The organism is Vibrio sp. 10N.261.55.F4 (assembly GCF_041470465.1).
GTDB lineage: Bacteria > Pseudomonadota > Gammaproteobacteria > Enterobacterales > Vibrionaceae > Vibrio > Vibrio crassostreae_C.
Genome location: NZ_JBFRMM010000043.1, coordinates 41,193 through 62,320 on the forward strand (window position 1 = coordinate 41,193; position 21,128 = coordinate 62,320).

Annotated in this window: 17 protein-coding genes; 2 read left to right on the forward strand and 15 right to left on the reverse strand. The window is 45.6% G+C overall.

The annotated features are described in order from the left end of the window. Nucleotides 1–94: 94 nt before the first annotated feature. Together AB4249_RS19735 and AB4249_RS19740 are read right to left on the reverse strand one after the other, a co-directional pair. Nucleotides 95–1,798 carry a sodium:solute symporter family protein gene (locus tag AB4249_RS19735; RefSeq protein ID WP_017062715.1) on the reverse strand — a complete coding sequence of 568 codons (1,704 nt, stop codon included), beginning with the start codon at nucleotides 1,796–1,798 and terminating at the stop codon, nucleotides 95–97. Nucleotides 1,799–1,808: 10 nt separating this feature from the next. Further along, nucleotides 1,809–2,075 (reverse strand): DUF4212 domain-containing protein, encoded by a 267-nt coding sequence (locus tag AB4249_RS19740; protein ID WP_010435433.1) that lies wholly within the window; start codon nucleotides 2,073–2,075, stop codon nucleotides 1,809–1,811. A gap of 448 nt (nucleotides 2,076–2,523) precedes the next feature. On the opposite strand from AB4249_RS19740, the gene AB4249_RS19745 reads away from it, so the two are divergent. Continuing rightward, entirely contained in the window at nucleotides 2,524–4,275 is a 1,752-nt protein-coding gene (locus AB4249_RS19745; RefSeq protein WP_372057591.1) for a potassium/proton antiporter, read from the forward strand. Here the strand turns inward: AB4249_RS19745 and AB4249_RS19750 are convergent. The 11 genes from AB4249_RS19750 to aspA form a co-directional block, all read right to left on the reverse strand. Further along, nucleotides 4,272–4,901 carry a response regulator transcription factor gene (locus tag AB4249_RS19750; protein ID WP_017062717.1) on the reverse strand — a complete coding sequence of 210 codons (630 nt, stop codon included), beginning with the start codon at nucleotides 4,899–4,901 and terminating at the stop codon, nucleotides 4,272–4,274. The genes AB4249_RS19745 and AB4249_RS19750 overlap by 4 nt on opposite strands. 212 nt (nucleotides 4,902–5,113) lie before the next feature. Continuing rightward, nucleotides 5,114–6,961 carry a protein-disulfide reductase DsbD gene (locus AB4249_RS19755; protein WP_372104510.1) on the reverse strand — a complete coding sequence of 616 codons (1,848 nt, stop codon included), beginning with the start codon at nucleotides 6,959–6,961 and terminating at the stop codon, nucleotides 5,114–5,116. Between the two features lie 175 nt (nucleotides 6,962–7,136). Continuing rightward, a complete protein-coding gene (locus tag AB4249_RS19760; protein WP_017063664.1) occupies nucleotides 7,137–7,625 on the reverse strand; it encodes an arginine repressor in 489 nt (162 codons plus the stop codon). A 327-nt stretch (nucleotides 7,626–7,952) separates the two neighbouring features. Beyond that, the gene (gene pyrI, locus AB4249_RS19765) at nucleotides 7,953–8,417 is read right to left on the reverse strand and encodes an aspartate carbamoyltransferase regulatory subunit (protein WP_017062720.1); all 465 of its coding nucleotides are present in this window, start codon (nucleotides 8,415–8,417) and stop codon (nucleotides 7,953–7,955) included. Between the two features lie 15 nt (nucleotides 8,418–8,432). Beyond that, nucleotides 8,433–9,362, reverse strand: coding sequence for an aspartate carbamoyltransferase (gene pyrB / locus AB4249_RS19770; RefSeq protein WP_017062721.1), 930 nt, complete (start codon nucleotides 9,360–9,362; stop codon nucleotides 8,433–8,435). A 473-nt stretch (nucleotides 9,363–9,835) separates the two neighbouring features. Further along, entirely contained in the window at nucleotides 9,836–10,846 is a 1,011-nt protein-coding gene (locus tag AB4249_RS19775) for an ornithine carbamoyltransferase (RefSeq protein WP_017062722.1), read from the reverse strand. A 141-nt stretch (nucleotides 10,847–10,987) separates the two neighbouring features. Continuing rightward, entirely contained in the window at nucleotides 10,988–11,899 is a 912-nt protein-coding gene (gene arcC, locus AB4249_RS19780; RefSeq protein WP_017062723.1) for a carbamate kinase, read from the reverse strand. A 73-nt stretch (nucleotides 11,900–11,972) separates the two neighbouring features. After that, the gene (gene arcA / locus AB4249_RS19785; protein WP_017062724.1) at nucleotides 11,973–13,196 is read right to left on the reverse strand and encodes an arginine deiminase; all 1,224 of its coding nucleotides are present in this window, start codon (nucleotides 13,194–13,196) and stop codon (nucleotides 11,973–11,975) included. An 805-nt stretch (nucleotides 13,197–14,001) separates the two neighbouring features. Next, the gene (locus tag AB4249_RS19790) at nucleotides 14,002–15,450 is read right to left on the reverse strand and encodes a YfcC family protein (RefSeq protein ID WP_017062726.1); all 1,449 of its coding nucleotides are present in this window, start codon (nucleotides 15,448–15,450) and stop codon (nucleotides 14,002–14,004) included. 509 nt (nucleotides 15,451–15,959) lie between these two features. After that, a complete protein-coding gene (locus AB4249_RS19795) occupies nucleotides 15,960–17,267 on the reverse strand; it encodes an anaerobic C4-dicarboxylate transporter (RefSeq protein ID WP_004729714.1) in 1,308 nt (435 codons plus the stop codon). Between the two features lie 181 nt (nucleotides 17,268–17,448). Then, the gene (gene aspA, locus AB4249_RS19800; protein WP_017063668.1) at nucleotides 17,449–18,900 is read right to left on the reverse strand and encodes an aspartate ammonia-lyase; all 1,452 of its coding nucleotides are present in this window, start codon (nucleotides 18,898–18,900) and stop codon (nucleotides 17,449–17,451) included. A gap of 284 nt (nucleotides 18,901–19,184) precedes the next feature. Between aspA and AB4249_RS19805 the strand changes: the two genes are divergently transcribed. Then, nucleotides 19,185–19,709, forward strand: a complete 525-nt coding sequence (locus tag AB4249_RS19805; RefSeq protein ID WP_012604974.1) for an FxsA family protein — start codon at nucleotides 19,185–19,187, stop codon at nucleotides 19,707–19,709. Nucleotides 19,710–19,890: 181 nt separating this feature from the next. Here AB4249_RS19805 and trmL read toward each other — a convergent pair whose 3' ends face one another. Next, nucleotides 19,891–20,370 (reverse strand): tRNA (uridine(34)/cytosine(34)/5-carboxymethylaminomethyluridine(34)-2'-O)-methyltransferase TrmL, encoded by a 480-nt coding sequence (gene trmL, locus AB4249_RS19810; RefSeq protein ID WP_009844716.1) that lies wholly within the window; start codon nucleotides 20,368–20,370, stop codon nucleotides 19,891–19,893. A gap of 77 nt (nucleotides 20,371–20,447) precedes the next feature. Further along, nucleotides 20,448–21,065: a superoxide dismutase gene (locus AB4249_RS19815; protein WP_137001891.1), complete on the reverse strand. Its 618-nt coding sequence runs from the start codon at nucleotides 21,063–21,065 to the stop codon at nucleotides 20,448–20,450. Nucleotides 21,066–21,128: the final 63 nt, after the last annotated feature.

Here is a 21,128-nt window from a genome sequence, read left to right on the forward strand (position 1 = left end):
ACACGAAGTATCGGCTTTCTGGAGTCAGTACCTAATCCCTACAATGTAAGTACTGATTCATTTTTTGCTAAACATCTTTGTTTAATGGTCGTGCTTAGTGGTCGTGAGCTTCACCTGCACCTTTCGGGTAACGGATGTTCTCAACCATATCTTGTACATCTTGTGGTACTTCAGCAGTTACTTTGTTTACAGCAATCGATACTACGAAGTTTAGACACATACCTAGCGTACCGATGCCTTCTGGGCTGATACCAAACCACCAGTTTTCAGGTGTGCTTGCTGCTGGGTTAATGAACTTGAAGTAGATGATGTAGCTTGCTGTGAAGGCAATACCTGACAACATACCTGCAATTGCGCCTTCCTTGTTCATCTTCTTGTAGAAGATACCTAGGATAATCGCTGGGAAGAAGGATGCTGCGGCTAAGCCGAAGGCAAACGCTACTACCTGTGCTACAAAGCCTGGTGGGTTAATACCTAAGTAACCGGCACCGACAATCGCGACCATGGCTGCCAGACGAGCGGCTAACAGCTCCTGCTTGTCGGTCATGTTTGGTCTGAAGCCTTTCTTCAACAAGTCATGTGAAATCGACGTTGAGATGACCAATAGTAGACCCGCGGCTGTTGATAGTGCGGCTGCTAGGCCACCGGCTGCAAGCAGTGCTACAACCCAGTTTGGTAGTTTCGCTAGCTCTGGAGAAGCCAGTACGATGATGTCACGGTTAATCTTCATCTCGTTGCGCTCATCGCCCGAGTAGAACATTTTGCCATCGCCGTTCTTATCTTCCCAACCTACTAGGCCAGTGCTTTCCCAGTTTTTGTACCAGCTTGGTGCGTCCGCTGCAGCGACACCTTGCATGTCAGGGCCGTTGATTGTTTCGATCATGTTTACACGAGCGAATGCTGCAACGCCTGGTGCTGTTGTGTATAGCAATGAGATGAACAGTAGTGCCCAACCCGCTGAGATACGAGCATCACGTACTTTTGGTACCGTGAAGAAACGAATGATTACGTGTGGAAGACCCGCAGTACCGACCATTAGAGCCGCACAGATGAAGAATACATCTACCATGCTCTTGTTACCTTCGGTATAGGCGGTAAATCCGAGTTCTTCGGTCAGTCCATCCAGTTTATCAAGAAGGTAAACATCTGTGCCTGATAGCGTAGAGCCCATACCAACTTGTGGAAGTGGGTTACCTGTCATCATGATTGAGGTAAAGATTGCTGGAACAAGGAAGGCGAAAATGAGGACACAGAATTGAGCTACCTGCGTATAAGTGATGCCTTTCATGCCACCTAGTACTGCGTAGAAGAACACAATACCCATACCAATGATGATGCCTAGGTTAATATCAACTTCTAGGAAACGAGAGAATACAACGCCCACACCACGCATCTGGCCTGCAACGTACGTAAACGATACGAAGATTGCACAGAATACCGCTACCATACGTGCCGTTTTCGAGTAGTAACGCTCACCGATGAAATCAGGAACCGTAAACTGACCGAACTTACGTAGGTAAGGTGCTAAACATAGCGCAAGTAGTACATAACCACCAGTCCAACCCATTAGGTAAACCGCACCGTCGTAACCAACGAATGAGATGATACCTGCCATTGAGATGAATGATGCTGCCGACATCCAGTCAGCGGCGGTCGCCATGCCGTTTGCTACTGGGTGTACACCACCGCCAGCAACGTAGAACTCACTAGTAGACCCTGCACGAGCCCAGATTGCGATGCCGATATATACCGCGAAAGTAATACCGACGAGAATAAACGTCCAAGTTTGAATATCCATGTTCTAGCCTCTAGTCTTCCTGTACGTTGTATTTTTTGTCGAGCGCATTCATGCGGACAACGTAAATAAATATCAGCGCCACGAAGGTGTATATCGAACCTTGCTGAGCGAACCAAAATCCTAGCTTGAACCCGCCAAACTGAACGGTATTGAGGGCATCCACAAATAAGATGCCAGCGCCGTAAGACACCGCAAACCAGACCGCGAGCAGTGTTCCCATAATTCCCAAGTTTTCCTTCCAGTAGGCTTGAGCATGTTCCGTAGATTCGAACGCCATTGCCTTCTCCTTTATTCCGTTTTCGTAGAAACTGTTTTTGTGAAACCGTTTTGTAAAATAGCGTGTTAACGTAATGTTACGATTTAGAATGTAGCAAGGATAAGTCAAGGGATCTGTGCAACTTTAGTCGGGATGGTATTAGCGCTAATGTACTGAAATATGGGAGCTAGGAGACATAATCATAGAAAAATGTGATGTTAAAATGTTGTTAAATTAGCCAAAGGTCTAACAAAAAGGGATGAATTAGACTGCGAGTCATAAAATTTAACAACTAAATGACCGAGAAACGGTATTTAGCCCTGCTTATGACACGAAGCGAAATATAAGTTTGTTATAGTAACAACGGCACTTTCACCGACCGTGCCTTGCTAAACGGCAGAAGATCAACAAGCTAGCGGCAGAAGATCAACATGCTTATATCTTGAGTTTTATTCTTTGGGGGAACGAATTGGACGCAATAACTATCAACCACTTATTTTTAACTGGTGCGGTGCTCATCGCCATCAGTGTGCTTTTCTCACAAGTGTCCTCACGATTGGGCGTTCCGATTCTTTTGATCTTTTTATTCGTTGGTATGTTAGCGGGTGAAGATGGACCCGGTAATATTCATTTCGATGATTACTCACTGACCTACTTGGTGAGTAACCTTGCGCTTGCCGTGATTCTGTTGGATGGCGGTATGCGAACCAAGGTGGCGAGCTTCAAGGTCGCTTTCTGGCCTTCGCTCTCGCTGGCGACGATAGGTGTCGCATGTACAGCAACCTTAACCGGATTAATGGCGGCTTGGCTGTTTGACTTGTCATTAATGCAGGGCATCTTGGTCGGGGCGATTGTTGGTTCAACCGATGCGGCAGCGGTATTCTCTTTGCTGAAAGGACAGAGTCTCAATGAGCGTGTTGGCTCAACCCTAGAGATCGAATCGGGCACTAACGACCCAATGGCGGTCTTCCTGACGGTGACCTTAATTGCGCTGTTAGGTAACCCTGACGCTGAGATGGGAATGAACTTCCTACTGCAAAGTTTTGCGATGCAGTTTGGTATCGGTACTCTTGTTGGTATTGGCGGCGGCTGGGTTCTATGGAGCTTAATCAATCGAGTACAATTGGCTGATGGCCTTTATTCCATTCTGGTACTCAGTGGGGGCGTGGCGCTGTTTGCGTTCTCTAACATGCTTGGCGGCAGCGGCATTTTATCGATTTACCTAGTGGGCTTGTTCATTGGTAATCGTCCGACGCGCTCGCGACACTCTATTCTTAATGTTCTTGATGGCATGACGTGGCTAAGCCAGATCGTGATGTTCTTGGTATTGGGTTTATTGGTGACGCCATCAACGTTGATGGACATTGCTCTGCCTGCGCTGGCACTGGCCTTCGGTATGATTTTGTTTGCTCGTCCGCTGTCGGTTTGGTTGGGTTTACTGCCGTTCAGAAGCTTTTCCACCAAAGAACGCTGGTTTGTTTCTTGGGTAGGTTTGCGTGGTGCAGTACCAATCATCTTAGCGGTATTCCCGATGATGGCAGGCCTGCCCAATGCTCAGCTGTATTTCAATATCGCGTTCTTCGTGGTTATGGTGTCGCTGATTGTTCAAGGCGGCAGCTTGATGAAAGTCGCGAGATTGGCTCAAGTGACTTTACCACCGACGCCAACACCGATTTCTCGTACTGGCATTGAAATTTACCCTGCTAGTGAGTGGGAGATATTTGTCTACAAGCTGAAAGAAGAGAAGTGGTGTGTGGGCGAACCACTAAAGCGTTTGTCTATGCCGGAAGGAACGCGAATTACTGCACTGTTTAGAAAGGATGCCTTGCTTCACCCATCAGGCAGCACCGTGTTAGAGGCGAACGATATCTTATGTGTGCTTGGTCAAGACAAAGATTTGGACAGCTTAAGTTCGTTGTTCAGTGAGGCGCCTCTAGCAGAAGAGGCGGCACGATTCTTTGGTGACTTCTTCTTGGATGTTGAGCTATCAGTTGCGGCAGTGAGTGATTGTTATGGTATTGAACTTGGCTCGGAAGAAGAGCGAGAAATGACGCTAAAACAATTGGTTGCTCAAGAGCTTGGCGCACACTCTGTATTGGGTGATAGCTTTGAGTGGCATGACATCACTTGGGTGGTTGCAGAGATAGATGATCATAAAGTCGTCAGGTTGGGTTTATGTTTACCTAAGACGACTTTAGAAGAGGATATCAGTGAAGCTTAATTGTGGACTTCTTGTAGCAAGATAACCGCTTGAGTACGATTTTTCACATCCAGTTTACGGAAGATGGCCGTCATATGTGCTTTGATGGTCGCTTCCGAAACATTCAATTCATACGCGATTTGCTTGTTAAGCAAGCCGTCAGAAAGCATCCCTAATACCTTGTATTGCTGAGGCGTCAGTGTGGAAATCTTTTCTGCAAGGTCGCTACACGCTGCATTATTGGTGATAAGCCCTTCAGGGAAGAACGGGTCGCCATTCAGCACTTGATTCAGTGCACTCACCAACTCACGCATATCACTCGACTTAGGAATAAAGCCAAACGCACCGTGGCTCTTCACCTGAGTGACCACGCTGGCATCTTCACTGGCAGAAACCACCACAATCGGTAGATCTGGGTATTCAGCGCGCAGTTGAATTAAGCCTGACATGCCATTGGCGCCCGGCATTTTCAGATCGAGCAGTAATAGATCCGGCTCGCCTTCTTTCTTTAGCAGAGTCAGTAAGGCATCGAGAGAATCGGCCTCAAGCAGGTTCGCACCACTGATCGCCATATGAACTGACTGAAACAGGGCGTTGCGAAAGAGAGGGTGGTCATCAGCAATGATGATGGTATAGGTCGAGTCCATGACGTTCATACTTTTAACAATTTAGTTAATATTTATTATCATCCTGATTGAGTATGTGGACAATATCTATGCATTAAAAGTCTGAACCATATCGACTTTTATCCCCGGAATAAGAAAGCGTTACTCTGAATAGCAAAAAAGCCGCACTGCCATCTCGTTACGGAGGGGCGGTGCGGCTTTCGATTCGGCTTATATTTTAGTGAATATTGCCGTTATAGCTGGTGGTTTTGCATGTGTTTTAAGAATACATCGGCAGGCATAAAACCGGTTACACGAGCATTTGGAACATGGTTACCCTCACCATCCCAGAACTCAATCGTAGGTAAGCCAAGTACCTGTAATTGTTTAAGCAGTTCAATGTCTTGAGGCATGTTTCTCGTTACATCGGCTTGTAGCAGTACGAAGTCAGAAAGCTTGTTTTCCACATCAGCTTGATGGAAGGTGTACTTCTCGAATTCTTTACATGCCACACACCAATCGGCGTAGAAGTCGAGCATCACAGGCTTACCGAGTTTCTTCGCTTCGATGAGCTGGATTTCTAGTTCTTCAACCGTGTTGATGCGTGCAAATTGGATGTGTTGTTCTACCGTCACGCTCTTTTCTGCAAACCAGTAATTGAGCGCAGGTTGAGCTGATGCGAACAGGCCAAGCATCGCAATGATGCCCACAGCGCTTTGCTTCCAGCCACCAAATGGCAGTGCATTCTTACTGTGGTAAAGCCAACCAAAGGCGATGAAGCCAAGGCCAGACCAAAGCACGGTTGCCCACAATTCAGGAATGATGCGCTCTAGCAGGAAGATAGGCGCGGCAAGCAAGATAAAGCCGAATACGATCTTCACCTTGTTCATCCAGCTGCCCGCTTTAGGCAATAGCTTATTACCAAACACTGCCACTAAAATCAGTGGGATACCCATACCCATAGCCAACGCGTACAGAGCAATTGCACCGGTAAATAGGTCACCACTCTGAGCCACATACAGCAGTGCGCCTGACAATGGCGCCGTGGTACAAGGTGAACACACCAAGCCAGAGATAGCGCCCATTGCGAATACGCCCAAGGTATTGCCACCTTGCTGCTTGTTGCTTTGGTTGTTGAGCCAAGTTTGGATGCTGCTTGGCAGTTGCAGGTTATAAACGCCAAACATCGACATTGCTAACGCCACGAACAGAACACTCAGCGCGATCAGCACGTAAGGGTGCTGCATAGCGGCTTGGAATTGCATGCCTGCTGAAGCAACCACTAAACCTAATAAGGTGTAGGTTAACGCCATGCCTTGCACGTAAATAAAGGACAGCATCAGCGCGCGACCTTGGCTGAGTTTGCCACCACCTAAAACGATACCCGTTAGAATCGGATACATAGGCAGCACACACGGCGTAAAGGCTAAACCAACACCGAGTGCTAAGAATAATAGAGGGGTCCACCAACTGTCACCGAGCTTATCGGCTAAGCCTTCTTCTTTTGAAACAGGGGCATTTGGCTGTTGAGTCGTGTTACTTACAACGTCTGCTTTCGGAGATGTTGGTTGCGTAGAAACATCGGTTTCGTTGCCAGCAGAAGATGAAGCTTGTGAGTCACTACCTTGCGAATTAGCAGAACCTGTTGCTGTGAAAGGTTCAATGTCGATGATACGAGTCTCTGGTGGGTAGCAGAACCCTGCGTCCGCACAGCCTTGATACTTAACGATCAGCTGTGAGCCATCTTGGTAACTCTGCAGAGGAACTTGCACGAATAACGGCTGAGTATAAATGCTCACCTCACCGAAGAATTCATCTTGGTGCGGCTTACCATCTTCTAATTCAACATTACCGATAGCGAGATTTTGGCCAGTGAACGAGAGGCTATGTTGATAGAGGTAGTAGCCCTCTTTTACTTGCCAGTCGAGAAGGACTTTGTCGTCTTGCTGGTAGTAATTGAAAGGGAAAGCTTGGTCTACAGGGACAAAACCATTGTTATTGCCTCCGAAGCTTGGCTCGGCGTTGTCGTTCCCAAATAGCGCCCACGCAGGCTGGGTGAATAGGGAAACACAAACAAAAAGTAATGTGGCAAGTCGTCGCATACTATTTAGTCATCAAAATGGAGTTGAAGGTATCTTAACTCAATCAGACCGTAATAGTTTGCTATTAGTTTCATCGGCAAACAAATATCCCCTAAGGCGGGATAGCGATTTTATTGGGTAATCGAGTGGGGAGCTGCAATTCAACTTGAGTGACTTGCCTTTGTAAAAGAGACATTTAAGCTACACCCAAGCGTGCTTTTACTACTTGTTCGCAAGCATCAATATTCATCGTATCTTTTGGAATAATAAGCACGGTATCATTACCGCCAACGGTGCCGATAATCTCAGTATGTGGGTCGATATCGACTAATCTTGCGACTAATTGAGCACAACCTGGATGAGTTTTTACGATGACCATCGCTTGGTTATGAGTGATGAATTCGATTTGCGATGAGATGGATGCATCGACACGAACCGGTGCACTTTCAACCGTGATGCAGTAAACCTTTTTACCGCAAGCATTCTGAATTTTGACAACACCAAGCTGTGACAAAATACGAGATACGGTCGATTGGCTGATACCGGTATAGCCAATATCGACGAGTTTCTCTCGCAGTTGATTTTGGGTCGAGAAGCTTTGTTGTTGTAGTAAGCGTTTGCACGCTGCAGTCAGTGTTTTATCTTCAGCTGAATACAAGCAACCGTGCTCAGTGATTGGGTTCATGAACAACTCCTTAAGGTCAACATGTGGTTATCGCTTGTCCATAGCGCCGAGCGTACTCCCAAAGCCGTAGAGTACGATTGTTAAATAGGGCTTACCGATGAATCCCGAAATAAAGAGGGAAGGTATGCGTGATGTATGATCGTCTATCCATTGAGTCTACCACTAAAGGATAGTTATCTTTTTGAAGGGGATCACCAAATAAAATTCTAGTTAATTGCTTTTATTTTGGAGTTTTATTCTTTTGTTAAATGGATATTTATTCCAAGTTTGGCATAAATATCCATCGGTATTAGGGTGCTTTGGAGACCGTGATAATGGCGCTAAGGGTTAGCGAATTTCACTCATGATCTCGCGAGAGAATACTTTTTCACAGTAGTGACATTTTAGCTGCACGTTTTCCTGTTTTAGCTGCACTTTAAAGCTGCTTTCGACTGGCTCACCGTGCGAAATACAGTTGCTATTCGGGCAAGAGTAGACACTGTGGATTTGCTCTGGCAGCACAAGGGTTAGCTTATTAACCACTTTATACTCTTCAATCTGATTGACCGTTGCCTGCGGAGCATAAAGAGCCAATTGGTTGGCTTGTTCCTTGGTCAGGAAGATGTTCTCAATCTTGATTAGATCTTTATGGCCAAGTGCCGATGATGGCAGGTTTAAGCCCATAGTGATGCGCTGTTCTGTCTTGTGTAGCTTAAACAGTTTAAGGATTTTGATACCAAGGTGAGCAGGGATGTGGTCAATCACGCTGCCGTTACGGATCGCTTCTACTTGTAGCTGAGTTTGTTTAACCATGACTGTTTCTCCTGCTTATAAAGTGTCGTTAAGAACTAGGGCCAATAGGGCTTCGCGAGCGTATACACCGTTTTCAGCTTGTTCGAAGTAGTAAGCGTGTGGCGTTTTATCAACGTCGGTGGTGATTTCGTCGACGCGTGGCAGCGGGTGAAGTACCTTCATGTTTTGACGAGCGTCTTTCAATGTATCGGCGGTGAGGATGTAAGCCGATTTCATGTGTGCGTATTCCGACGCATCAAAGCGCTCTTTCTGCACGCGAGTCATGTACAGAACATCCAGTTCCGGCACGACTTCTTCAATGCTGCTGTGAGTGCTGTATTGGATGCCCATCTCTTCCAATTCTTCACAGATGTAATCTGGCATCTCTAAGACTTCTGGCGCGATAAAGAAGAAACGCACGTTATTGAATTTCGATAGTGCTTGGGTCAATGAGTGCACGGTACGGCCATATTTTAGGTCGCCGACGAACGCCACATTGAGGTTATCGAGCGTGCCTTGTGTTTCGTAAATCGAGAACAGGTCCAGCAAGGTTTGCGTCGGGTGCTGGTTAGCACCGTCGCCGCCGTTTACTACCGGCACACCGTTAGAAAATTCAGACGCTAAACGTGCTGCCCCTTCTTGTGGGTGACGCATTACAAAGGCATCGACGTAGGATGAAATAACCTGCACTGAATCGGCAAGTGTTTCGCCTTTCTTCGCCAGTGAGGTGTTACCGCCATTATCAAAGCCAATGACCGTGCCACCAAGGCGCTGGACGGCGGTCTCAAATGAAAGGCGAGTTCGAGTTGAAGGCTCAAAGAAGCAGCTCGCAACGACTTTATTTTTCAGCAACTCTGGGTTTGGCTCGGCCTTGAGTCTTGCTGCTGTGTCGACGATAAGCTCCAGTTCATTACGAGTGAGCTCAGGTATGGAGATGATGTGCTTGTTAAATAACGAATGCGCCATAACGGGTCTTCCTTCTATGCATACAGTCAAATTGCGGACAAAAAAAAGCCCCCTAAAAATAGGAGGCTTCGAAACGATCAATAGAGCAAAATAAAAATGACACCACCGCCACTCTTTGGCGTGTAGTTTGACAATCATGTGCGACAGAATTGCAGTTCATATTTTGCTCTCTTAAGACAAATTGCGGAGGATTATACTCAGATAAAAACTGCATGCAATACTTTCTGTAAAGTATTCATTTAATGGATTTTTATGCGAAATAACCTCTACATTTTGCTTTGATTTAAGCCCTTGTTGAAACAGAAAATCTCAGGCTTTTTCAGGTAATAATCTTTTCAAGGACATGAAAAAAAATGCGGGTTTTATCCAAGGTCAAAATCCCAAGAACGCCACCCGCATTTCCCTGTTATTGCACTTAGCTTGTCAATTTATTGCGAACAAGTGCGTGCTTAACTGCTTAATTTCTTAATTTCTTAGCTGCCTAATGTCGCAACCATGACTGCTTTGATGGTGTGCATGCGGTTTTCTGCTTCATCGAACACGATAGAGTATTCAGACTCAACTACCTCATCAGTCACTTCCACACCGTCTTTTAGCTGTGGATATTCAGCCGCAAGTTGTTTGCCTACCGTGGTATCTTCGCCATGGAAAGCTGGCAGACAGTGCATGAATTTCACATGTGGGTTACCCGTTGCTTTCAGCATTTCCATGTTCACTTGGTAAGGCATCATTAGGTTGATACGCTCAGCCCATGCTTCTTTCGCTTCGCCCATAGATACCCAAACGTCGGTGTACAGGAAGTCACAACCTTGCACGCCTTCTTGAACATCTTCAGTCAGTGTAATTTTGCCACCTGTGTGCTCTGCGATTTCACGACACTGAGCCAATAGTTCTTCTTGTGGCCAGAACTGTTTTGGAGCAACAAGGCGAATGTCCATGCCCATTTTCGCTGCGCCAACCATCAGAGAGTTACCCATGTTGTTGCGAGCATCACCTAGGTAAGCAAAGCTGATTTCATGCAGTTGTTTACCACGGCCGTATTCCGTCATGGTTAGGAAGTCAGCAAGAATTTGTGTAGGGTGGAATTCGTCAGTCAGACCATTCCATACTGGAACTCCAGCGTAAGCGCCGAGCTCTTCAACGATTTCTTGACCGAAGCCGCGGTATTCAATGCCATCGTACATACGGCCAAGAACGCGAGCGGTATCTTTCATTGATTCTTTGTGGCCAATTTGAGAGCCAGATGGGCCTAAGTAAGACACGCGAGCGCCTTGGTCGAATGCCGCTACTTCGAATGCACAGCGAGTACGAGTTGAGGTTTTCTCAAAGATAAGCGCAATGTTTTTGCCAGTTAGTGTTGGCTGTTCGTAACCGTTGTACTTCGCTTTTTTTAGCTCCATAGAAAGATCTAATAAGTGTTGAATTTCGCGTGGAGTGAAATCTAGTAGTTTTAGGAAGTTACGATTGCGTAGGTTAAAAGCCATGATGTATTCCTTCTTAGATTTAGGCGCTTTCTTGTTACAGGGAAAGAAAATTCAAGAAAGCGCGATTCAATTTTTGTGTATTAATTTCAGTTCAAACGGTGATTCAGTTTTCTCGCAAGGTTTGAAAAGCTCGCGAGTAGATTAATCTTTGGTGATGTTGGTGCCCGCCAAGCCTTGCAGGATTTGCAAACCATCTTCGAGTGCACCAATACCGACGACTTTGCCGCCTTGCTGAATGAATTCGCACGATGCTTCAATTTTTGGTCCCATAGAGCCTGCATCAAATTCGAATTTCGCCAGTTCACTTGGTGTGGTGCTGCGCAGTGCGTGTTGAGTCGGTTTGCCCCAATCAAGGTAAACAGCGTCCGCGTCGGTCAAAATAAGCAGTGCATCCGCATCCAGTTGTTTCGCTAAGAAAGCCGCTGACATGTCTTTGTCGATAACCGCTTCAACACCCACTAATTTGCCGTTCTCTTTTTTCACTGGGATGCCACCGCCGCCAGTACAAATCACTAGGTGGCCTGCATCGATAAGTTGGGTGATCGCTTCGTGCTCAACAATGCCAGTAGGGCGTGGGCTTGGCACAACGCGACGGAAGTGTTGGCCGTCTGGTTTGACGATCCAGTGGAATTTCTCCGCCAATTCACGCGCTTCCGCTTCTTCGTAGATCGGGCCAATCGGCTTCGTTGGATCGGCGAATGCAGGATCGTTTGGATCAACGGTCATTTGTGTCAACATGCACGAGATGTTGCGGTTAGGTAGATAGTTCTTGAACTCTTGCATCAGCATGTAGCCGATCATGCCTTGAGTCTCACTGCCCAATACATCTAGCGGATACGGGTTTACTTTTTTGTATTCCAAACCTTGCAGAGCCAGTAAACCAACTTGTGGGCCATTACCATGTACTAGAACCACGTTGTACACTTTCGCGATTTCAGAGATGGTTTTAACCGCTGTTTCAATATTACGGCGTTGAACATCGGCTTCTAACGGCTCACCGCGACGAAGTAAGGCATTACCGCCGAGTGCAACAACAACAGTTTGCTTAGTCATAATTGTGTTCTCTCATTTTGGCCAAGCTGAGATTATTTAAGATCATTCAACTTGGCCGTTTTCGTCTTAGTGATTAGATACCATCACGCTCAATTGGGCAGCTCATGCAGCGTGCGCCACCGCGACCGCGGCCAAGTTCATCTCCAGGGATAGGAAGAACTGTGATGCCTGCTTTATCGTATTTTTCATTGGTGTAGGTGTTGCCTTCGTAGCCAATCACAACGCCAGGTTTAACCGTTAGAACGTTGTTTGCATCGTTCCACTGCTCACGTTCTGCATGGAAGTTGTCACCACCGGTCGTGATTAGGTTTAGCTTGTCTACGCCCAGTGCTTTTTCGATAGCTGTTACGAAGTAGCCTTCTTCTTTCACTTTCACTGCGCCAGACTCATCACCAGTTAGGTTCCAGCACTGTACGTCTTTACTCACCACTTCAGGGTAAACAGAGAACGTATCTTCGTTCATGTGCGTCATAACGGTGTCTAAGTGCATGCAAGAGCGGTGTTTTGGTAGCTGCATTGCGATAACTTGTTTCGCTTGACCGTGTTTGAATAGGCTAGATGCTAAGTGCTCAACACCTTGTGCTGTTGTACGCTCAGACATACCGATAAGAACCGTACCGCGACCGATTACAAGAACGTCACCGCCTTCAATGGTTGAGTTGTCGTAGCTGATGTTTTCTTCATCGCCGAAGTACTTAATGAAGTCTTGGCCAGCAAATGTTGGGTGCCAGCGGTAAATAGCGCGAACGTGGTTGGTTTCACGTTGACGAGCAGGTTTCGCCATCGGGTTGATGGATACGCCACCGTATACCCAGCAAGATGTGTCACGAGTAAATAGGTGGTTTGGTAGCGGTTCGATAATGAAGTCGGTTGGTGCGTGCATGCCTTGCATCATTGAAGATGATTTCATTGGCATCTCAGCGTAAGACAGACCACCCGTTAGGATTTTTGCTAGTTCTAGGTTTGGTAAGTCGCCCAAGTAGCAGCGCACATCGTTAGCAAAGGTTTTGCCTAAGCGGTAATCAGAAACTTGATGATTCAAAAGCCAATCTTTCGCTTCTGGCACTGCTAGCGTGTCTGCTAGTAGGTCAGTAAGAAGAAGAACTTCAACACCTTGATCACGCAGCGTTTGAGTAAATGCGTCATGCTCTTTACCAGCACGTTCAACAGCCAGTACGTCATCAAATAGTAAATCGTGACAGTTAGAGGGTGTTAGGTGAGTCAGTGCGCGTCTTGGACGGTGAACTAGAACGCGGCGTAATTGACCTATTTCAGAACCTACATAGAACTTACTCATGATCGTCTCTCTCTTATATATTTGAATTACTTTTATCGCTAAGAGTAATTATTTATTTTCAGTTGAGAAGAATGAATTATTTATTCATATCTCTTGTCTGGAATTAATATTACGCCTGCTAGTCAGGTATTCTTAGAGATCTATCACAAATCGTTTTTTATCCCGCAGCCCTTTAAAATTAAGGGTTTTAACAAACTTTATGCACTTTCAGTTATGAATAATACATTCTAAATAGTTAGCAGTTAGGGAACTTTATGCACGCTTTTTTGACGAAACTTACTAGAATCTAATTTACGAGGGATTATATGCAGAATAGTTTTATTGATAAGAGTGTACTTAGCTTGGAAGTATGCAGTGTTTTTATTTAGATATTTAATTTTGGATGTGGAATTAATTGTTTATTAACAAAGTAAATGCGAATAAAGCTGTTGCGATCACATTTTAAAATTGGCTGTTTAAGTGTGTTTTTTGATAGAAAAGGGCATTAATCCTCGTCTGTTTATTAGGCTATTAATTACTTTAAATATAATTAACGCTAATAAGTGACTAACTATTTGTTTAAACATCATGGTTGAAAATAGAGTGTTATTTCATCAAGAAAATTAGATGTTTAAAAGTAGGATTGATTCTTCTATTGCGAGTGCTTTGAGTTTAGTTGAGCTTGGCTACGAACAGAAGAACCTTGAATATCGCGTGTATGGCTTTGAGGAGCTGTTTCAGTGGCAGAGGGTTACATTGAGAGGGAACAATAAAAAAGCCGCTGTGAGAAGCGGCTTTGGATGAGAAAGGAGTGAAGTGCTGTTAGTTAGATCAGCGCACCAATACTCAGTACAACAATGCAGAACACCATCAATATACCGACTAGTGGCATCACCCATTTAACCCAGCGCACGTAAGGGACACGAGCAATCGCCAAACCACCCATCACCACCGCGGAGGTTGGGGTGATTAGGTTCACCAAGCCAGATGCAGATTGGTACGCAGTGATAACCAAGTCACGACCTACGCCAGCAAAGTCGGCCAGTGGTGCCATGATTGGCATGGTCAGTACCGCTAAGCCAGAGGTCGATGGCACTAAGAACGACAGTAGAATCTCTAAGAAGAACATCACGTTAATGAAGATAACCGAAGAAAGCCCCGTTACCATCTGTTCTGCTGAGAAGAGAATGGTATCGGTGATCATACCGCGGTCCATCACCACTACGATACCACGTGCAATACCTATGATGAGCGCAACGCCAAGTAGGTCGCGGGCACCATCAATGAAGCTGGTGGTAAACTCTTCTTCGCTCATGCGAGCCACAATACCAACGATGATGGTTGCTGCTAAGAACATCGCTGAGATCTCAGCCATCCACCATCCAGCAACGGATACACCATAAATCATTACAGCGAACGAGCCACCAAAAATGGTCAGAATCAGTTTGCGAGTCGCGGTGAATTCAAGTTTTTCGCCGCTCGCATTACCTAAGAAGTGCGCTTTGTTCTCTTCGTATTTGTCGTAGACAATTGATGTTGTTGGATCGGCTTGAACCATTCTTGCGTAACGCATTACGTAGGCAACACAAATACCCCAACCAATAATCAACATCGCAATGCGCAACACGATACCGTCTGTAAATGGAATACCAGAGGCGTTGGCAGCGATCACGGTTGCGAATGGGTTAATCGTTGAACCCAGCACCCCAATACCTGCACCAAGCAGTACGGTCGCAGCGGCAACAAGAGGGTCAAAGCGAGCTGCCATCATTACCGGCACTAGCAATGTATAGAAGGGCAGTGATTCTTCCGCCATGCCGTAGACGGTACCACCTGCGGCAAATAGCGCCATCAGTATTGGTATCATCAACTCTTCTCTCCCTTCTAAGCGGGCGGTGACGCGCTCGATACCGGCATCAATGGCACCCGTTTTGGTTACTAGCCCTAAGAAGCCACCAATGATTAAGATGAACAGCGAAACGTCGATAGCCGCCGCTTCATAGCTATTGTGGTCATAGAAGCCGTCAATAGGCGCGAGCAGTACATCAATCACGCCTTGAGGGTTACCTTCTACCGCTTGATAGGTTCCGGTTACGGGTACTTCTCGGCCTAGCTCTTCATTCATTGCACGGTCGTATTGGCCTGCTGGAACAATCCAGGTAAGCAGTGCGACGAACGCAATCAGAATAAATAGAATGGTGTAGGCAGAAGGGAATTTAAAGTTGGCAAAGAAGCCGCCCTTTTTTTTCTCGCTTGGTATCGTTTGAGTTGTCATGGCTATCTCCTTACATCATCTTAAATAGAAGTGATGTGAATTAGCGACTAATGATTTATAGATTGTAAATACACGGACACTTATAAAGCACTCAACGATATAAAGTTGCTGACTTTAAATATAAGTATCTTTATATTTATATATCCAAATGAATTTAGATTTAATTTAACTGCGGTTATTTTATTCCTTACGTTGGAATTTAAGTTTGGTATTGTTCACAAAAATAGTGACCAATGAATAGGCTGGAAAACGTTAGAAAAAGAGCAAGGTTTTTTGGTTGGTTAGCTTGGATTAATATTCGATGTTAATTAGAAAGAAACAAGGGGTGGTTGTGTTGGCAGGCATTGTTAATGAATGACGTGAATATTCCTGAAATTTTATTCAAACTTTATTTTTGTTCGGGTTTTTAGATTTATAATGTTTATTTGATACGTATCAAATAAACACATTGTTCAGAAAAGAAAAAAGGAAGCCGAAGCTTCCTTTTAGGTTTGGTTTTTCAGCGAGTGTTAGATAAACAGACCGCCGAATGCGAAGCCGAGTGCTACCGCTGTACTGATTGTTGCCACACCAGGAATGAAGAATGGGTGGTTAAATACGTACTTACCAATACGAGTTGAACCTGTGTCATCCATCTCAACCGCTGCCAGTAGCGTAGGGTAAGTTGGAAGTACGAACAGTGCACTTACCGCAGCAAAAGAAGCCACGGCTGTTAGTGGTGCTACGCCAATCGCTAGAGCTGCAGGCATCAGTGCAACCGTTGTCGCGCCTTGAGAGTAAAGCAGCATAGAAGCGAAGAACAGAACAAGAGCCAGCATCCAAGGGTAGTCAGCAAGTAGAGCACCAGCAACGTCTTTGATTTCAGCAACGTGTGCATTCACAAACGTTGAACCTAACCAAGCCACACCCAGTACACAAACACATGCTGTCATACCAGAGCGGAATGTTGGAGCCGAAGAAATCTTCGCTGCATCAATCTTAGTGAACATCACGATTGCCGCTGCTGCTGCCAGCATCACAGACATGATCGCTTCGTTACGGCCCAGTGCTGGGTTTTCAATTAGGCCAACAGAGCTAGAGATAGCGGCTGCGTAGCAAACAACAAAACCAATCGCTGCAAGGAAGATGTAAGTCGCCTTCTTCGCTGTTGGTAGAATTTCGCGTTTCTCTTCTGTTGCTAGCTTGATTAGACCTTTCTCTAGACGTTCTTGGTAAATAGGATCGTCTTTCAGTTCGCTGCCCATGTAGTTCGCGACAACCGCACCAACCATACAAGCGATGAAGGTTGTTGGAATACAAACCATCAATAGCGTTAGGTAATCGACACCAAAGGGTGCCAGCATCGCTGCGAAAGCCACAACTGCTGCCGAAATAGGCGAAGCTGTGATCGCAATTTGAGAGGCTACAACTGCGATAGACAGTGGACGAGAAGGACGAACACCTTGGCCTTTTGCTACTTCTGCAATAACAGGCAACGTAGAGAATGCTGTGTGACCAGTACCCGCCATTAGTGTCATTACAAAGGTCACAATCGGCGCGTAAAAGGTGATACGTTCAGGGTGTTTACGCAAAAAGTTTTCTGCAATTTGTACCAACCAGTCCATACCGCCAGCAACCTGCATTGCTGCAATTGCGGTGATAACCGACATGATGATCAAAATTACATCGACCGGGATAAAAGATTGGCTTGTTGGAACACCAAGAATTAATGAAAGGGCAATAACACCAGCACCACCGGCAAAACCAATACCGATACCGCCAATTCTGGCCCCCAAAAAGATAAAGAGCAGGACGACAAATAGTTCTACTGCAATCATAAGTAACACCTCATTTTAGATTTTATTATGTGAACATTCGCCACTGGAATGTTCACATAATAGTTCTATGGTTTAGGTTTAATTAAGCAAAAACGCAACTAACGGAAATCCACAAGATCAGCAGGGTTAACCGTATTGGAGCCTAAAAAAGGGCTCCGTTTGGAGCCCTTTCTCGCTACCGTTATTCGTAGCGTTTAGCTTTATACTGAGGATGCATTAGATTTTCAACAGAGAAAATGTCATCAAGTTCTTCTTCGGTCAATAAACCGCGTTCTAGAACTACATCACGAACACTCTTACCTGTTTCTGCACAGATCTTACCAACAATGTCACCTTCGTGGTGGCCAATGTATGGGTTTAGGTAAGTGACGATACCGATAGAGTTAAATACGTGCGCTTCACATACTTCTTTGTTTACCGTAATGCCGTCTACACACTTGTCGCGCAGGTTCACACAAGCGTTTGTCAGAATGTCTAGAGACTCAAACATGCTTTGTGCAATAACAGGTTCCATTACGTTCAGTTGAAGTTGACCACCTTCCGCAGCGAAAGAAACCGTGTTGTCGTTACCTAGAACTTTGAAGCAAACTTGGTTTACTACTTCAGGTACAACTGGGTTTACTTTAGCAGGCATGATTGAAGAACCTGCTTGCAGTTCAGGTAGGTTTAGCTCGTTCAAACCAGTACGTGGACCTGAAGAAAGTAGACGCAAGTCGTTACAGATCTTAGATAGCTTAACTGCTAGACGCTTAAGTGCGCCGTGCGTCATTACGTATGCGCCACAGTCAGACGTTGCTTCGATTAAATCTTCAGCCGCTACACACTCTAGGCCTGTTACTTCTGCTAGGTGTTTCACTGCTAGGCCTTGGTAACCCGGTGCTGCGTTCAGACCTGTACCGATAGCCGTTGCGCCTAGGTTTACTTCAAGCAGTAGTTTTGAAGTGTATTCTAGGTTTTTGATTTCTTCATTGATGGTTACAGCCCAAGCGTGGAACTCTTGGCCAACCGTCATTGGAACTGCGTCTTGAAGCTGAGTACGACCCATCTTCAAAATCGTGTTGAATTCTTGGCTCTTAAGCTCGAATGCACCTTTTAGGTATTCGATCGCATCAATCAGTTTACGAACGCTGTTGTAAACAGAGATACGGAAGCCAGTTGGGTAAGCACAGTTTGTAGATTGGCTGCGGTTTACATGGTCGTTCGGGTTGATGAACTCGTATTGGCCTTTTTCTTTGCCCATAAGTTCAAGAGCCACGTTCGCAACAACTTCGTTTGCGTTCATGTTTACAGAAGTACCAGCACCACCTTGGAAAACGTCCGATGGGAACTGATCCATGCACTTACCCGTGTCTAGAATTAGGTCACAAGCTTGGATGATGTATTTAGCCACTTCGCTTGGAATTACACCTAACTCTTTGTTTGCTAAAGCCGCCGCTTTCTTAGTCATCACCATACCGCGAACGAATTCAGGTACATCTGAGATCGTTACATTTGAGATGTTGAAGTTTTCAACTGCGCGTAGAGTGTGGATGCCGTAGTAAGCATCAGCCGGAACATGACGTTGACCTAATAGATCTTCTTCGAGACGAGTAGCTTGAGGAGCTTCAACTTGAGCTTCTGATTGAGTAGCCATAACAGGATCCTTAGAGAATTATTCTGATTATATAGTTAGTTATTAGCCTATTCTGTGTGCAAATACTCCGTTCGCTAGAATATTGGGCTGATAAATCCGTCCTGACTTATGTGGCACATGATACTGTACTTAGCGCATAAAAATATTAAGTGGATCACCTTTTTCGGTTTTGTTTCGTCAATATTTTGCAAAGTTATTCTTGGTCAATAAACACGCTTATTTACCGGATAAATTTGAGATTGTTAGGGCTTTCAGCGTAAACTGCAAGTAACAAAGGAGGGCGTGTGTTTCCTATCTTATTATTACTATTTATCTTCGTACCCATCATTGAGATTGGGCTATTTATTCAAGTTGGTGGCTTCTTAGGATTGTGGCCAACTATTGCGTTGGTTTTGATCACTGCATTTGTGGGTGCATCGCTGGTTCGTAGCCAAGGCATTCAGACACTTATGTCTGTGCAAGGTCGTTTGCAACAAGGCGAAATGCCAGCACAACAGATTCTTGAAGGCGTGATGCTTGCAGTTGCCGGTGTATTGCTGCTGACTCCGGGTTTTATGACGGACGCACTCGGTATGTTGGTATTATTGCCAGCACCAAGAGCGATGATTGCCAAGAAAATGATGGAAAAAATGGTGGTGACCAACATGTCTGGTGGTTTCCATGCCGGTGGACAAGCTGGTTTTGGCCAGAGCCCATTTGGACAAGACCCATTCAATCGCGATCCATCTGACCAATCAAAAGACGGCAACACCTTTGAAGGTGAGTTTGAGAAGAAAGACGACGACAACGATCGTAACCGCTTAAACTAATTAATTTTTTCTCTCTTTATATAGAGGGAAAACAGAAAAGGCTCTTACCTTTATCCTTCGCAAGAAAGTGATAATGGTAAGAGCTTTTTTATTGTCTGTCGCTAGCTGTTACTTACTGTTTACTATCGATAACAGATAACAGATAACAGATAACAGATAAAAGATAAGTTTGAGCGTTCGGTTATACCGCGCCTTCAAAGCCCATTTGTCGCCATGCTTCAAAAGCAATGATTGCCACTGCGTTAGACAGGTTCAGGCTGCGCGCGTCTGGCATCATTGGAATACGAATGCGTTGTTCCATTGGCATGCTTTCAATGAACTCAGCAGGCAGGCCGCGAGTCTCTGGGCCAAACATCAACACATCACCTTGTTGGAATTTTGCATCAACGTGGTGACCTGTCGTTTTAGTGGTGCAGGCAAAGATGCGGAAGTCACCCTCGCGTTCATTCTCAAGATACTCAAGGAAAGCTTCTAGGTTCTTGTGACGCTTAACTCGCGCAAGGTCGTGGTAATCCAAGCCAGCACGACGAACCTTCTTCTCTTCAAAATCAAAGCCAAGCGGTTCAATCAGGTGCAGGTTTGCGCCGCAGTTAGCACATAGGCGGATGATGTTACCCGTATTGGGTGCAATTTCTGGTTCGTATAGAGCGATATCAAACATGTTGGTTCACAAGAGTAATCAAAGATAGCCCGAGTATACGGTGGCAAGCTGAGTGAGTACAGTTCACCACCATTCGCTTACGCTTTATTCGCGAGTGCTTGTGCGTAGTTTTCAGCAACCGCCTTCCAATTCACCACATTCCACCATGCGTTGATGTAATCAGGACGACGGTTTTGGTAGCTGATGTAGTAGGCGTGTTCCCAAACATCGAGCGCAAGAATCGGTTCGCCATCACTGACAACGGTATCCATCCACGGATTATCTTGGTTCGAGGTTGAGATGATCTTCAGTTGCCCTTGCTCTACCACTAGCCAAGCAAAGCCGGAGCCAAAGGTATTGATCGCCGCTTGGGCGAACTGATCTTGGAATGTCTCGAAATCACCGAAGGTACTCTTGATAGCCTCACCAAGCTCGCCCGTAGGTTCACCACCACCGTCTTGCGACATGCAATTCCAATACAAGATGTGATTGTAGTAGCCGCCGCCATTGTTACGCACGGCAGGGCTGTGCTGAGATATGTTGGCAAAGATCTCGGTCAGAGATTGCTGTTCTAGCTCGCTGCCAGACACTGCCGCAACAAACTTATCGTAGTAGGTTCTATGGTGCTTGCTGTAATGCACTTCCATTGTCTTAGCGTCAATGTAAGGCTCTAGGGCATCGTAAGCGTAGGGTAAAGCAGGGAAAGTGTGCGACATGGTAAATCCTCCTTAATTAGAGGATTTACCATAATGATAATGACAATTATTATCAACTGCGAT

Bases quoted from the DNA above. Each gene is read 5' to 3' on its own strand.
- pyrB (WP_017062721.1), bottom strand. From the start codon at position 9,362: ATGGCGCATTCGTTATTTAACAAGCACATCATCTCCATACCTGAGCTC.
- AB4249_RS19775 (WP_017062722.1), bottom strand. From the start codon at position 10,846: ATGGCTTTTAACCTACGCAATCGTAACTTCCTAAAACTACTAGATTTC.
- arcC (WP_017062723.1), bottom strand. From the start codon at position 11,899: ATGACTAAGCAAACTGTTGTTGTTGCACTCGGCGGTAATGCCTTACTT.
- pyrI (WP_017062720.1), bottom strand. From the start codon at position 8,417: ATGGTTAAACAAACTCAGCTACAAGTAGAAGCGATCCGTAACGGCAGC.
- trmL (WP_009844716.1), bottom strand. From the start codon at position 20,370: ATGTTTGATATCGCTCTATACGAACCAGAAATTGCACCCAATACGGGT.
- AB4249_RS19755 (WP_372104510.1), bottom strand. From the start codon at position 6,961: ATGCGACGACTTGCCACATTACTTTTTGTTTGTGTTTCCCTATTCACC.
- AB4249_RS19790 (WP_017062726.1), bottom strand. From the start codon at position 15,450: ATGACAACTCAAACGATACCAAGCGAGAAAAAAAAGGGCGGCTTCTTT.
- AB4249_RS19740 (WP_010435433.1), bottom strand. From the start codon at position 2,075: ATGGCGTTCGAATCTACGGAACATGCTCAAGCCTACTGGAAGGAAAAC.
- aspA (WP_017063668.1), bottom strand. From the start codon at position 18,900: ATGGCTACTCAATCAGAAGCTCAAGTTGAAGCTCCTCAAGCTACTCGT.
- AB4249_RS19735 (WP_017062715.1), bottom strand. From the start codon at position 1,798: ATGGATATTCAAACTTGGACGTTTATTCTCGTCGGTATTACTTTCGCG.
- AB4249_RS19750 (WP_017062717.1), bottom strand. From the start codon at position 4,901: ATGGACTCGACCTATACCATCATCATTGCTGATGACCACCCTCTCTTT.
- AB4249_RS19815 (WP_137001891.1), bottom strand. From the start codon at position 21,065: ATGTCGCACACTTTCCCTGCTTTACCCTACGCTTACGATGCCCTAGAG.
- AB4249_RS19795 (WP_004729714.1), bottom strand. From the start codon at position 17,267: ATGATTGCAGTAGAACTATTTGTCGTCCTGCTCTTTATCTTTTTGGGG.
- AB4249_RS19760 (WP_017063664.1), bottom strand. From the start codon at position 7,625: ATGAACCCAATCACTGAGCACGGTTGCTTGTATTCAGCTGAAGATAAA.
- arcA (WP_017062724.1), bottom strand. From the start codon at position 13,196: ATGAGTAAGTTCTATGTAGGTTCTGAAATAGGTCAATTACGCCGCGTT.